Raw genomic sequence first — 13,685 nt, forward strand, 5'->3', positions numbered from 1 at the left:
ACCAGGTCAGCCGCGGCCGAACCCGGCATCACGCGCCTTGATGATCGCCTCCGCCCGGCCGGCCGCGTGCAGCTTGGCGTAGATCCCGGAGACGACGTTGCGGACCGTCTTGTTCGACAGGTAGAGCTCGCGCGCGATCGCGTCGTTGGACCGGCCGAGGGCGAGCAGCTCGAGCACCTGCTGCTCGCGGGCGCTCAGGCCCGGGAGAGTCGGGGCGGACCGGTCGGGGCCGTCGGTGGACGCGCCGGCGAACAGTGCGGCCACCCGGCCCGCCAGGCTCGCGCCGAAAACCATCCCGCCCGTGTGCGCGGCCCGCACGGCCGTGCGCACCTCGTCCGCGCCGGAGCCCTTGAGCAGGTACCCCGACGCACCGGCGCGGATGGCCGAGAGGACCGTCTCGTCCTCCTCGTTCATGGTGAGCATGACGACGTGGACGTCCGGGTGCTGCGCGACGAGCTGCCGGGTGGCCTCGATGCCGTCGAGCCTCGGCATCTGGATGTCCATCACCACGACGTCCGGGGCCGAGTCGGCAACGACCCGCAGCGCCTCGACGCCGTCGCTCGCTGTGCCGACGACGTCCATCCCGTCGAGCGCCCCGAGCAGCGCGACGAGCCCGTCGCGCACGATCTGGTGGTCGTCGACCACGACGACGCGGATTGGTGCGCTCACCGCAGTACCTCCTCGGCGACGGCGGACCGCAGGGGAAGCCAAGCGCGGACGTGGGTGCCGCCGCCTGGCGGGCACGTGATCTCGGTGCGACCGCCGAGCTCCTCGGCGCGCTCGCGCACCGACAGCAGACCGACGCCGACCTGCCGGTCCGGGTCGATCCCTCGGCCGTCGTCCGCTACCTCCACCACGAGCCCGCCGTCCTCCGTGCCGAGCCGGACCACGCACCGGCGGGCCGCAGCGTGGCGGGTCGCGTTCGTCAGCGCCTCCGCGGCGATGCGGTAGGCGGCGACCTCGACCGCGGCCGGCAGCGCGGGCAGCCCGTCGGCATGCAGCTCGGCCGTGTACGGCTGCTGCTCCGTGAGCTGGGCGAGCGCGCCGACCAGCCCGCGATCGTCGAGCACCGGCGGTCGCAGGTCGTGCGCGAGCCGGCGCACGTCGGCGACGACGTCGCGGACGTCGGACGTCGCCGCCTCGAGCTGGAGCCGTGCTGCGGCCGGATCGCGCTCGGCGAGCAGCCGCGCCGACTCGAGCCGGAACGCCACGCCCGCCAGCGCGGGCCCGAGCCCGTCGTGCAGGTCGCGGCGGATCCGGCGGCGCTCCTCCTCGCGGGCCAGCACCATCCGTTCGCGGCCGAGCTGCAGCTCGTCGGCCATGCGGCTGGCCCGCGCCGCGGTCGCTGCCTGCCGGACGAGGTCGCCGAGCAGCTCCTCGTCACGCCGGGAGAGCCGGCTGCGCAGCCCGCGGGCCGGCAGCACGAGCCGACCGATGGGCGCATCCCGGTAGGTGATCGGGAGGGTCCGCGTCTGCGCCGGGCGCGAGCCGTACCCGGCGACGAGCCGCTCGCCCGCCGGCCGGTCGACCTCGACGCTGACGAAGGAGATGCCGAAGACGTCCGCGACGGACCGCGTCACGGCGGCGAGCTGGTCCGCGGCGTCGTCGGTGGTCTCGAGGGTCGACGCCAGGCCCGCGATCGCGCCGTACGGGTCGGCCCGACGCCCGAGCATCACGCGGCGGACCAGCCGGCCGAGCTGGAGGCGCAGCGGCCCATACAGGAGCGCGGTGAGCACGAGCACGACGAGCACCACCTGCCGCTGATCGAGCGCGTCCCCGAGCAGCCCGGTCAGCCCCGCGAGCACCGCGAGGTCGGCCACGACGATGACGAGCGAGAGCGCGCCGTACACGGCCGTGCGCGCCAGGAGGTCGTCCACCGGCACGAGACCCGGCCGGACGATGCCGACCGTCATCGCGGTCGCCGGTACGAGCACGACGACCAGCAGCATCGCGCTCTGCACCGCTGCGAGGTCCGACACGAGGGTCAGCGGCAGCAGGACCGCCATCACCAGCACCGACCACGCGAGCCACCGCAGCCGGTCGCGCTCGACGCCGCTGCTCCGCCGGTACCGCACGACCACCGAGGCCATGGCGACGAGGAAGCCGGCGGCCTGCACGGCGAGGCCGACGGGCGCGACGCGCGCCGCGGCCGTGGCGTCGATCGGCAGCGTCCACGCGTCGAGGTGGACGTCGTCGGGCAGCGGCACCGCGGCGGCTCCGGCCCCCATCGGGCTGACGAGCACGCCGACGCCGGCGGCCAGCATCGCCCCGAGCGCGACGCGGCACGCGCGGCCCCACCCACCGGGGAGGAACCGTCCCGTCGGGAAGATCATGAGGAGCACCGCGACCGCAGCGGGCAGGAACGCGCCCGCCCGGTTGAGCACCCACAGGGCGGCGTCCGCACCCAGAAGCGCGTCGTCCGGCCGTACCGAGAACCCGACGTAGGACTGACTCAGCGCGTCGAGCGACCAGAAGAGACCGAGCGCGGCCAGCGCGCCACCGGTCCGCTGCCGGGGGTCGTGGCGGAGCACGACCACTGCCAGCACCGTGAGCGCCACGCCGAGCGCCGCGTACGGCCAACCGGGGCCGCCGGCCAGGCTCTGACCGGGACCGCCTGCCAGCGCCTGGAGGTCCAGCGCGGCCGAGGCCGCGAGCGCGACGACGGCGGCGGCCGCCATGACGACGCCGGCCGTCCGCGCCAGGCGTCGCGCGTGCTCGCTCGTCACGCGCACATTGTGGTGCCGATCCGCCGCGAGTCGGGACGGACCGGCACCACACGCGCCGGGTGAGATCGTCACCGCTGCGCGAGCGCGCGGTACCGGCGGTCGCCGAACGTGAGCCCGAGGCCGGTGACGACGAGCCAGACCGCACCGGTGACGCCCGCCATGTACTCCATCGGCGAGATTCCCAGCACGAGCGTCAGTCCGCCGAGCACGAGGCCGACGAGGCCGAGCCACCGGGCCACCACGCCGCGGCGCGAGGCGGCGAACAGGCCGACGCCCGCCAGGCCCGCGAGCGTCCACAGCCACGGCACCGTGCCGATCCAGTGGTTGTACATCGCGGCGCTCGCGTCGTCGACGACGTCGCCCTGCAGCAGCGGCACCATGAACTCGGTGTCGAGCGCGCTCCCGAGGATCGAGACGACGGCCGTGCCGACGAGCCCGGCCGCGGCGACGAGCGGCACGAGGCTGTCCGTCATCGCCGCGCGCAGCCGGCGGTGCAGACCCGCGGCGAACACGATCATGGGCAGCGCGCCGATCACGGTGACGCTGTGGAACGCGAGCATCACGGGCGCCTTGTCGACGAGCGCCGCGGCGACGCCGTCGGTGCTGCCGCCGTGCTCGGGGCGGTACACGACGTCGACGGCGGACGACAGCGCGATGGTCGCGATACCGGCGAGGCCGGACGCCGCACCGGCGGCCGCCCACACGCGGGGCGCCCGGCGGGGCGGGGGTGCGGTCTCGTCGTGGACGTCGGAACGCGCGGGGTTGGTGGTGGTGATGCTGGTCATCGTGGGTGTCCTCTCAGGGCTGTCCGGTTCGACGACCTGACGGTGCCGGGCCGGTTGTCCCGGCCGACAGGGACAACGCGGCAGTCGTCGTCCCGTGCCGTGTCCCGAACCACGCGGAGGGTCGGGCGCGCCACCACCGGCATCGCGGTCGCGGTGGTGCAAGATGCACGCCGTCTGACGTCTGACCTGCTCCGAGCCCCGGGCGTCCCAACGACCACCTGAGAGGGATCCGCCGTGGGTTCTGTCGTCCTGATCGTCCTGCTGCTCGTCGCCGGTGTCGGCGTGCTCGTCGGCGGCCGCAAGGCCACCGGCCAGAACCGGTGGTACGTCCGCGGTGCGGGGACCGCGCTGCTCGTGCTCGCGGCGAGCGTGCTCGTCGCGGCGTCGTACTACTCGCAGGACGCGGGCGAGGCGCGGGTGCTCCGCTCGTTCACGGGCCAGCTGGTCGGCCAGACGACGACGCAGGGTGCGCACTGGAAGGCGCCGTGGGTGTCGGCGATCAACTACGACATCCGCAACAACACGGTCACGTACATCGGCGACGGCAAGCAGGGCGACCACTCCGGTGGCTCGGCGACCGGCGAGCAGATCACGTTCCAGGACAAGGACGGCGTCACGGGCAACCTCGACGTCGTCGTGCGCTACTCGATCCGCGGCGAGGCGGTGCTCGAGATCTACAAGGAGTTCAAGACGCAGGAGTCGTTCGTCTCGAAGGTCGTGACGAACGACGTCCGGTCGATCGCGCGGAACATCCCGGCGGGCTACTCGACGATCGAGGTCTACAACAACCGCGCCAAGCTCGAGGCCGACATCCAGCAGGCACTCGAGGACCGCTGGGCGGAGAACGGCCTGGTCGTCGACCGCGTCACGCTGCAGGAGATCCGGTACAGCGACGACGTCAAGCAGCGGTTCGACGACGCCCAGGCCGCCCGCATCGCGGTCGAGAAGGCCGAGGCCGAGCAGCAGCAGGCGGCCGTCGAGGCGGCGACCAAGAAGATCGAGGCCCAGGGCACCGCCGACGCGAACGCCGTGCTCTCCAAGTCGCTGACGCCGCAGGTCCTGCAGCAGCGCTACATCGACGCGCTCACCAAGGCCTCGACGGTCTACGTGGTGCCGCAGGGGTCCACGCCGATGGTCGGCGTCGGCCCCGGCGCGCTGACGGCCCCCGCCCCCGCCACCACCTCCGGGGCGAAGTAGCGGCTCGGACGCCGTCGCCGGCGACGTCCCGTGCGGTTCGCTGCCGCATGTCGTGATCCGAGCACCTCGACCGTCATCGAGGCATGTCGACCGTTCTTCGCAGCCCGCGCTGGTCCACGACGGCACTCTTCCTCGTCAGCGGCCTCTCGTTCGGGGGGTTCCTCGTCCGGGCGCCCTCCCTCAAGGTCCAGCACGGCCTGGGCGACACGGCCTTCGGGCTGCTCAGCGTGCTGTTCGGCGTCGTCGCGATCGCGACGATGCGCGCCATCGCTCCGCTGTTGCGGCGGCTCGGCTCGGCGGCCGTCGCGCGCGTCGCCGTCGTGGCGCTGCCACTCACGGTGGTCGTCCTGGGCGCGGTACCCAGCACGGCGGCCTATGTCGCGGCGATCGCGCTCGTGGCGGCGGCGAACGGCGCGCTCGACGCCTCGATGAACGCGACGGCGGTCGCGACCGAGCAGCGCCTCGGACGGCCGATCCTCAGCGGGTGCCACGCCGCGTGGAGCGTCGGCACCACCGTGGCGATGCTCGCCGGCGCCGCCACGCTGGGCGCGCGCGTCCCGACGGCCGCCCACCTCAGCGCCGCGGCTATGGTCACCGTCCCGATCGGGATCGTCGCGGGGCGACGGCTGGTCGCCGACACCTCGTCGCACGGCTCCGCGGCCGGGACACCCGCGCCCGCGTGGACGCCCGCGCTGCTGCGCGTCGGGCTCGTGGGCACCGTGCTGATGGTCGCCGAGGGCGCGGCGCTCGGGTGGAGCGCCGTCCTGCTGCACGAGGTGCGCGGGGCGTCGCTCGCGCTCGGCGCGACGGCGGCGACGGCGTTCACCGCGGCGCAGACCGCCGTGCGGCTGGTCGGGGACAGAGGCCGCGCCGCGTGGGGTGATGCACGGCTGTTCCGGGTCGGGGCGGTCGTCGGAGCAGCGGGTCTGGGCGCCGCCGCGCTCGTCCCTGACCCGCGGGCCGCCATCGCCGGCTTCGCGCTGCTCGGCCTCGGCGGCGCGACGCTCGTGCCGATCGCGTACGCCGAGACAGGTCGCCAGGACCCGAGCGGTCAGTCCGCCGCGCGGCTCTCGCCGTTCGTCTACGGCGGCGTGCTTGCCGGACCTGCTGCGATCGGCCTCGCGGCGGGCGTCGTCGGTCTGGCGCCGGCGATCGCGCTCGTCGCTCCCCTGCTCGCGGCCACGGCGGCGGTCTTCCCCGGCGCCTCCACCGTGACCGCCGCGTCGCGCGCGACCAGCGTGGCCACCGCACCCGAGGTCTGACCTCGGCGCGACAGGCGGCGCGACCGACGCCAGCATGGCCGGATGCCGCACGACTACTTCGGCGAGTCCGTCGCCGCGACCTACGACGACCACCTGGGCGCGAAGTCCGACCCCGCGGAGCTGACGCACACGGTCGACCTGCTCGCGGAGCTGGCGGGCGACGGCGCCGCGCTCGAGCTGGCGATCGGCACGGGTCGCGTCGCCGTCCCGCTGCACGCGCGCGGCGTGCCGGTGCACGGCGTCGACCTGTCCGAGGCGATGCTCGCGCGGCTGCGGTCGAAGCCGGGCGCGGCCGACATCGGCGTCACCGTCGGCGATATGGCGCACGTCCGGGTGGCCGGCACGTTCCGCCTCGTGTACCTCGTGTTCAACACGCTCATGAACCTCACCGACCAGGGCGAGCAGGTCGCGTGCTTCGAGACCGCAGCCGCCCATCTCGAGCCGGGCGGCGCGTTCGTCGTGGAGGTCATGGTCCCCGAGCTGCAGCGGCTGCCGCAGGGCGAGCGGTTCCGCCCCTTCGACGTCAGCGACGGCCACCTCGGCTTCGACGAGTACGACGTGGTCAACCAGGGGCTCGTGTCCCACCACTGGACCGTCCGCGACGACGGCGTGCACGTGGGCGCGATCCCGTTCCGGTACGTGTGGCCGGCGGAGCTGGACCTGATGGCACGCATCTCCGGCCTGCGGCTGAGCGACCGCTGGGCGGGCTGGGACCGCTCACCGTTCACCGCCGAGAGCCGCAGCCACGTGTCGGTCTGGGTCAAGGCGGAGACGCCGACGTAGCGCGCGGGCGGTCGTCGTCAGCCCGAGAGGGCCGCCTTGACCAGCTGCGAGACCTTGCGCCCGTCGGCCGCGGTGCCTGCCTTGCCGGTCACGTACTTCATCACCGCACCCATGTCGCGCACGGTCGTCGCACCGACGTGCTCGATGCCTTCCCGGACCAGCGCCGCGAGCTCGTCGTCCGAGAGCTGCGCCGGCAGGTACGAGCCGATCAGGTCCGCCTCGGCGGTCTCGGTCTGCGCACGCTCGTCCGCACCGGCGTCGGTGTAGATCTGCGCGCTCTCGCGCCGCTTCTTGACCTCGCGCGCGAGCACCTTCTGCACGTCGTCCTCGGTGAGATCGCGCTCCACCGGGCCGGACTTCGCCTCGCCGCGCACGGCAGCGATGGCCTGCCGCAGCGTGCCGACCCGGACGCTGTCGCGCGCCTTCATCGCGGTGGTGAGGTCGGTCTCCAGCTTCGTCATCGTCTCGCTCATGGTTCCCAGCGTGCCGCACGTCGGGGCAGCCGACGACGCGCCCGCCGGACCGCCGCGCGGGTCAGCCCGCGCGCTCGACCCGTGCGAGCCAGTCGAGCACGAGCGCACGCACGACGTCCGGCTGCTCGTGCGGGAGCGCGTGGCCCGCACCGTCCAGGACGGCCAGCGACGCGTGCGCGTACCGGCCCAGCAGGTCCGCCGCGGCCTCGTACCCGACGGTCGAGTCGAGCCGGCCGGCCACGATCAGCGTCGGGCCGTCGTACGGGCTCTCGTCGCGCGCCGCGAGCTGCCACCGCTCGCCGATCCGCGCCGACGCCGACCAGTCGGCGAGAGCCGCTCCCGGTGCGACGAACCGCTCGTGACGCTCGAGCATCTCCGGCGTCTGGACGACGAAGTACCTCCGGAAGCTCACGTCGCCGAGGTCGCCCGAGCCCTCGACGACCTGATGCTCGGGAACCGCACCAGGAGCCGGGAGCAGCGGGCAGACGAGGGCGAGACCGCGAACCTGCGCAGGCTCGGTCGCCGCCATGGCGCGCGCGTAGTAGGCACCGGCCGAGTGGCCCATCAGGACGTACGGCTGGCCATCCGTGACCGCGCGCGCGAAGTCGATCAGCGTCTCGAGCACGTCGTCCGCGCTCCGGATCGAGTCGGGTGCGGCCGTGCGGCCCATGCCCGGGAGGTCCGGGTAGATCCGCCGCCATCCGCCGGCGGTGTCGAAGCTCGGCTCGAAGCACGCCTCCACCTCGCGGTGGTCGACCCCGGCACCGTGCAGCACGATCACCGGCGCGCCGTCTCCATGCTCGGCGAAGTGCACCGTGGTGCGCCCCGCCCGCAGTTCCATGCGCCGGCCTCTACTGGCCGCCGGGTCGGTTCGCGTCCTCGTCGACCGACGTCGGCTCGAGCAGACCGTGACGCTCCGCGTGCGCATGCGCGGCCGCGAGCGCCTCGAGCCGCCGGCGCAGCGGGATGCCGCGCACCCCCGCCGTGACGACCCCGTCCGGATGGCGCGTGTACGTCACCGAGCCGCCCAGCTCCTTCAGCCGGACGGTGAGGGTCAGCACGCGCTCGCGCCCGGGCCTGACTCGCAGCAGCACGCGGAGCACCGCCCGCGCCAGCGCGAGCCCGGCACCGCACGCGACCGCGAGCGGCACGGCGACGAGCACGTCGAAGACGCCCGCGACGACCCGGTCGGCGACCGCCGTCCCGCCTTGCTGCGCGACCGCGCCCGCCATCCCGGCGACGCCGACACCCGCGGCGACCCACACCACCCAGTCCGTGTGCCAGGGGCGGTTCAGCCACCGACCCCGGAGCGAGCTGTCCACCACGTTGCCCTCCCTCGGATGTGGCGCCCACCTTCCTCGCCGCTCGCACGCCCGGCAACGCCCGCTGCGGGTGAACGAGCCGCCGAGATGCAGCGTCGCCGTCCGTTCGCAGCGGCCGGTGGACAGGCCCGGATCATCCCGCTCTGTGATGGTTCGGCGAGATGTATCTGGAGGTGGCCCGGCTGCTCCACACTGGTGCGAGGGGGTGGGTCATGTCCCACGACACAGAGCTGGTCCTGCACGTCTCCCCCGGCACCGACGAGTGGGGGACGGCCGACGACGATCGTTGGCGCGCCGACCTCGCCGAGCTCCACCGTCTCCTGGCCCGCGAGCTCCCCGACGAGACGCAGGAGCCGACGCAGGCCGACGGCACGCGGGGCATCGAGCTCGCTCAGGTGCTCGTCGACCTGGGCAGCGCCGGCGTGATCACCGCGGCCGTCGAGGTCGTCAAGGCGTGGATCGCCGCGCGGCCGGGCCGGCGGTCGGTCAAGGCGACCGTCACCGAGCACGGCGCGGTCGTGCGGGAGGTGCTCGTCGAGTCGGACGGGCTGGGAGCCGCCGAGCTGGGCCAGGTCGCCGCCGCGTTCGGCCCGCAGGCCGGTCAGGCCGGTCAGGCCGATCGGTCGCCCGGCGCGTAGGGAGCGGGAGAGCTCATGGGCGCCCGGGCACTGCTGATCGGCAACTGGGACTACGGCCACCCCGACGGGGGGATGGCGGCGTTGCGCGGCCCCCGCCACGACGTGGCCCACCTGAAGGAGGCCCTGACCCACCCGACGCTCGGCATGTTCAAGGACGGGGAGATCGACGTCCGGGAGAACCTCACGGCGGACGCGCTCTCGGACGCGCTGTCGGAGACGATCGCGGCCAGCAGGCCCGGCGACCTCCTGCTCATCTACTACTCCGGGCACGGCGAGCGGCTCGGCGCCAGCCAGCAGCTCGGGCTGCTGGGCGTCGACGTCCCGTACGAGCGGCGCCTCAACCGCGCCCTGCCCGCGGACATGCTGCGCAGCTGGCTGGAGGAGGCGCGGGCGAGCTCGAAGGTCATCGTGCTCGACTGCTGCTACTCGGGGCAGTTCCGCGGCGACATCGTGGACGACGACGTCCTGGCCACGTTCGGCACCGGCACGGTCGTGCTGGCGAGCGGCGGCAACCAGGTCGTCCCGGACGAGGGCGAGCAGGACGGCCCGAGCGCGTTCACCAAGGCTCTCGCGACGGTGCTCGTCGACCCGTCGCTCCCGGGCAGCGACGGCATCCTCACGGCGGAGGACGTCTACGCCGCGCTCGACGGCTTCGTGCCGCGGCTGCAGCCCCGGCCGCATCGCAACCTGGACGCGCAGGGCCGCATCGGCCTGGCGCGGCGGCCCGGTGCGGCGCGCGAGGACGGCCAGATCGAGGTCCGCGGCTGGCCGGACGACCTTCGCGTCGTGCCGGTCGACCTCACGCTCAAGCGCTCGACCGTGGTCGCCTCGTGGGACCGTGACGAGAACGGCCGGATCACGACGGACGAGCGGGACGTCACCGCGCTCGACGGCACGCGGCTGGCCGCGATTCGTCGGCTGTGCGAGCTCGCCGACGCCGTGATGCGCGCCAAGGACTACGGCGAGCCCTCGTGGCAGCGGCGGGCCCGCGGAGCCCTCGAGACGGCCGGGGCGAACCTGTTCGAGGCCGCGCTGCCGCGGGCCGTCCAGCGCCTCCTGGCGGAGGCCGACGACGAGGTGGTCGTGCAGCTCAACCTCACGTTCGAGCCGCCGTGGGCGCAGCTGTCCGAGTTCCCGTGGGAGTTCCTCAACGTCCCTGCCGAGCTGGGCGTGGAGCACGCCGGTCTGGCGCAGCGGCGGCTGGTCGTGTCCCGCTCCGGCCCCCCGCAGCGGCTCGCGGCCCGGGAGCCGGACATCGTGGACGTGGCCGTGGTGAGCAGCGTCGCGCCCCGGTACGCGCGCATGCCGAAGCGGCTCGGCGCGGAGCTCGTCGCGATGCCGAAGATCCGCACGCTGGCGACGCCCGACGACCGGCCGGCCACCTGGGCGCAGCTTCTCGAAGCCGTCGACCAGAAGCCCGACTGCCTCGTCGTCTGCGCGCCGCTGCTGCGCGTCGACGACCACCCGCCGACCGCCAAGCTCGGGTTCGGCGGCGGCCCCGAGACGGACTGGCGGACGGCGGAGTCGCTCGCCGACGAGCTCCGCCGGGCACGAGGGCTGCGCGCCGTGGTGCTCGCGTCGGTCGCCGCCGAGGCCGGCCTGGACGCCATCCGTGCGGCGCCGATGGTGGCCTCCGTGCTCAACGCCGAGCTCGGCGTCCCGGTCGTCTTCATCTGCCACACGCCGGGGCTCGAGGCCTACGTCGACGACAGCGACCCGCACGAGCTGAAGACGTTCATCGGGCTCCTGCTGGCGGCGCTCGCGAGCGGCAAGGACCTGGTGCGCAGCGTGTGGTTCGCCCGCGACCGGGTGCTGCGGTACATCCCGGCCGAGCTGCAGCCGACGTTCGGCGTCCCCGGGTTCTTCCTCTCGCCGGCGTCGCAGGCGCGGGCCTCGGTGCACGCCGAGCGGTCGCTGCCGAAGTTCGCCGGCATCGGCGGCCCCGGGAAGGCGGAGCCCCGATGAGCGAGCGCGAGGCGACCGTCGCGCGGGCGCGCGTCGAGCTCGCGCGCGCCCTCGTCGGGCCGGGCGCGACGGAGCGAGAGATCGGCGAGGCGGAGAAGCAGCTGCACCGTGCGCTCGACGTCGCGAGCGCGAGCGACGGGCAGCACGACGGCCACCCCTCCGGCGCCCCGGCCGAGTGGGAGGTGCTCGCGGAGCTCGCGGAGATCGCGCACCTGCGCGGCGCGGCCCAGGCCGAGGTGGACCGGCTCGTGCAGGCGGTGCTGGTGGCCCCCGCCGGGCCGGCGACGACGATGGCCGAGCAGGTCGTCCAGCTGCTCGAGAGCTCGAGCGACGGGGCGCTCGTCGAAGGTCTCCCGCCCGCACTGCGCTCGGGGCTCTGGGCCGCCGCGCACGACCAGCGCCAGCCGGACGCGGTGGTCCAGCTCGCCGCGCGGCTCGCCCTCGCACGCGGCAACGTCGCTGCCGCGGGTGAGGTGAGCCGGCAGCGCGACTCGGTCGCGTCGGCGGACACCGAGCTGCGCGCGGTGAGCGTCGTCGCGGGCGTCCTGGCCGACCTCGCCGCGGGCGACGTCGAGGCGGCCGACGCGAAGCTCGGCGAGGTCCGGCACCTCGAGCGCGAGGCATCGGTGGTTCTCGCCACCGCACTGCTGCACTACGCGCGCGGCGAGCTGGAGGAGGCGCGGCGCGTCGCGGAGGCGTGGCCCGGCTCGGGGGACGTCGGCACCGTGGCGGTGATCGCCCTGCTGCGGGAGGCGGCGCAGGAGGTGGACGCGTCGGCCACGTTCACGGCGGCGCGCACGGCGGCGACCCGGACCGCCCGGCACGATCCCTCCGCGGGTGAGCCACTCCTGCTGCGCGCCCAGGTGATGCTGGAGGGCGGCGAGGAGCTCGAGCTGGGCCGCGAGCTCCTGACCACCGCGGTGTCCCGCACCGGCCCCCAGCTCGACGAGCTCCCGTGGTGGCGCGTCCAGGCCAGGGCGCGCGACGACGACCGGTACACGTACTTCCGGGCGGAGGTCGCCGCCGCACGGGGCCGCCCGGACGAGCTCCGCGGCTGGGCCGAGCGCTACCGGGCGACCACGCTCACGACGTACGCGCAGGACGGGCGGCTGCGCGAGCTCTGGGCCGGCGCCGTCGACGACGAGCAGCGCTCGACGGAGCTGCTGCGTGAGGCCGCCGCCGACTACCGCCGCGCGAACGACATGCCGGCAGCCGTCCGGTGCCTGCGCGCCGCGCGCGCCCGCGAGCCGGCGCCCGACCTCGAGTCAGGCCTCGACCTGGCGGAGGCGCTGTGGGGCTCGTCGTTCGACGGGCAGACCGAGCGCGGCCGTGACCTCGTCGCGGAGGGGCTCGGCCTCCTGGGCGAGCTCGAGGGACGGCACGGGCCCGACACCGCGGGCCGGGCGTGCCTCCTGTGGGGTCTGCTGCTGTCGCGGTCCGACGCCCTGCTCGCACTCGAGCAGCCCCTGGGCGCCGGCCACCGCTGGCGTCCGCTGCCGCACCTGCTGCTCGCCGCGATGCTCGACACCACCTCGTCGTACCGGTGGGCGCACCTGGCCTGGGCGCTGACCGACGCCGACCTGCGTCGCCCGGCCGCGTGGTCCGCGCGCCGAGGGCTCGACCTGCGGCCCGACGACGACTGGGTGATCCAGACGTGCGTCGTCACCGAGGCGAACTGGCAGGGAGTGCTTCCCGACGACCTGCGTGACTGGGTGGAGAAGACGGCGCCCGGCGTTGCCGGAGCCGGCTGGGCGGCGGCCATCCTGGGCTACGACCTGCTGATGCGCGGCCTGCCGCAGGACGCAGCGGCCCTCCTGCCACGCATGGACCTCGAGGAGTGGTGGTCCCACGAGATCCGGACGCTGTCGCTCGCCCTCGCGGCCTCGCCCGCCGAGGCGTCCGGCGAGCTGCGCGACCTCGTGGAGGAGGCGCTGAGCAGCGGCAACCAGCTGGACGCCGCCTGGTACGCGCTGCTCGTCGACCGCGAGCGCGCCCGTGAGCTCGCCGCCGCGGCCGACGACGGCGACCCGCGCCCCGCCGCCGAGTCCAGGCTCGCCGCGATCGAGGTCGTGCTGTCCGACGGCGCGGCGGGGGCCGACCGGTACGCGGCGTCGGTCCGTCGCGCGCGCCGCCCCTCGCACCTCTACCAGGAGAGCGAGGCCGCGCTGCCCCTCCTCGAGCGCGCCCAGGACGACGAGAGCACGCGCACCGTCCTGCGCCAGCTGACGGAGCTCACGGCCGCACTCGCGCGGGACGTCGAGCATGCGCCGGCGCTCACGGCGGAGCTGGAGTCGCAGGAGGCGCAGTGCGAGGACGCGGAGCTGCTCCGACTGGTCCGGCACCTGCTCCGCCACGTCGACGGCGACCCGTCTCCCGGGGACGAGCTGCCCACGCTGCCCTACCTTCCCGGCGCGGCGTCGGCCGAGGCGGCCTGGGTCGCCTACCTCGCGGCCCGGGCCTGAGGACGGGCCTCGCGCGCCGGCGAGCCGCCACGAGGGGTCCGGGCGGCCGATCTGGTGCGGCCGGCCGGCCCG

At 74.9% G+C, this 13,685-nt stretch carries 12 protein-coding genes; 6 read left to right on the top strand and 6 right to left on the bottom strand.

The features are described from left to right. Nucleotides 1-6 precede the first annotated feature (6 nt). The 3 genes from QRT04_RS06290 to QRT04_RS06300 form a co-directional block, all read right to left on the bottom strand. Nucleotides 7-669, bottom strand: coding sequence for a response regulator transcription factor (locus QRT04_RS06290; protein WP_289454308.1), 663 nt, complete (start codon nucleotides 667-669; stop codon nucleotides 7-9). Then, nucleotides 666-2,726 carry a sensor histidine kinase gene (locus tag QRT04_RS06295; protein WP_289454309.1) on the bottom strand — a complete coding sequence of 687 codons (2,061 nt, stop codon included), beginning with the start codon at nucleotides 2,724-2,726 and terminating at the stop codon, nucleotides 666-668. Before QRT04_RS06295 ends, QRT04_RS06290 begins: the two co-directional genes overlap by 4 nt. Before the next feature lie 68 nt (nucleotides 2,727-2,794). Continuing rightward, nucleotides 2,795-3,511, bottom strand: coding sequence for a hypothetical protein (locus tag QRT04_RS06300; protein ID WP_289454310.1), 717 nt, complete (start codon nucleotides 3,509-3,511; stop codon nucleotides 2,795-2,797). A 234-nt stretch (nucleotides 3,512-3,745) separates the two neighbouring features. Between QRT04_RS06300 and QRT04_RS06305 the strand changes: the two genes are divergently transcribed. From QRT04_RS06305 to QRT04_RS06315, 3 genes are all read left to right on the top strand, one after another. Next, nucleotides 3,746-4,708, top strand: a complete 963-nt coding sequence (locus QRT04_RS06305) for a prohibitin family protein (protein ID WP_289454311.1) — start codon at nucleotides 3,746-3,748, stop codon at nucleotides 4,706-4,708. An 83-nt stretch (nucleotides 4,709-4,791) separates the two neighbouring features. Beyond that, a complete protein-coding gene (locus tag QRT04_RS06310; protein ID WP_289454312.1) occupies nucleotides 4,792-5,970 on the top strand; it encodes an MFS transporter in 1,179 nt (392 codons plus the stop codon). Between the two features lie 42 nt (nucleotides 5,971-6,012). Then, on the top strand, nucleotides 6,013-6,753 hold the full coding sequence (locus tag QRT04_RS06315) for a class I SAM-dependent DNA methyltransferase (protein ID WP_289454313.1): 741 nt from the start codon (nucleotides 6,013-6,015) through the stop codon (nucleotides 6,751-6,753). 17 nt (nucleotides 6,754-6,770) lie between these two features. On the opposite strand, the gene QRT04_RS06320 is transcribed toward QRT04_RS06315, so the two are convergent. The 3 genes from QRT04_RS06320 to QRT04_RS06330 form a co-directional block, all read right to left on the bottom strand. Further along, nucleotides 6,771-7,226 carry a GatB/YqeY domain-containing protein gene (locus QRT04_RS06320; RefSeq protein ID WP_289454314.1) on the bottom strand — a complete coding sequence of 152 codons (456 nt, stop codon included), beginning with the start codon at nucleotides 7,224-7,226 and terminating at the stop codon, nucleotides 6,771-6,773. Nucleotides 7,227-7,287: 61 nt separating this feature from the next. Next, nucleotides 7,288-8,067 (bottom strand): alpha/beta fold hydrolase, encoded by a 780-nt coding sequence (locus tag QRT04_RS06325; protein ID WP_289454315.1) that lies wholly within the window; start codon nucleotides 8,065-8,067, stop codon nucleotides 7,288-7,290. Between the two features lie 10 nt (nucleotides 8,068-8,077). Then, nucleotides 8,078-8,551, bottom strand: a complete 474-nt coding sequence (locus QRT04_RS06330) for a hypothetical protein (RefSeq protein ID WP_289454316.1) — start codon at nucleotides 8,549-8,551, stop codon at nucleotides 8,078-8,080. A 209-nt stretch (nucleotides 8,552-8,760) separates the two neighbouring features. On the opposite strand from QRT04_RS06330, the gene QRT04_RS06335 reads away from it, so the two are divergent. The 3 genes from QRT04_RS06335 to QRT04_RS06345 are packed head-to-tail and all read left to right on the top strand — an operon-like array spanning nucleotide 8,761 to nucleotide 13,613. Then, complete coding sequence (locus QRT04_RS06335; protein ID WP_289454317.1) at nucleotides 8,761-9,186, top strand: hypothetical protein; 426 nt, start codon at nucleotides 8,761-8,763, stop codon at nucleotides 9,184-9,186. 15 nt (nucleotides 9,187-9,201) lie between these two features. Continuing rightward, nucleotides 9,202-11,151, top strand: a complete 1,950-nt coding sequence (locus QRT04_RS06340) for a caspase family protein (protein ID WP_289454318.1) — start codon at nucleotides 9,202-9,204, stop codon at nucleotides 11,149-11,151. After that, a complete protein-coding gene (locus QRT04_RS06345) occupies nucleotides 11,148-13,613 on the top strand; it encodes a flotillin family protein (protein ID WP_289454319.1) in 2,466 nt (821 codons plus the stop codon). The genes QRT04_RS06340 and QRT04_RS06345 overlap by 4 nt, the downstream gene beginning before the upstream one ends. Nucleotides 13,614-13,685 lie beyond the last annotated feature (72 nt).

Source organism: Cellulomonas alba (assembly GCF_030362835.1).
In the GTDB taxonomy this organism is placed as follows: domain Bacteria; phylum Actinomycetota; class Actinomycetes; order Actinomycetales; family Cellulomonadaceae; genus Cellulomonas; species Cellulomonas alba.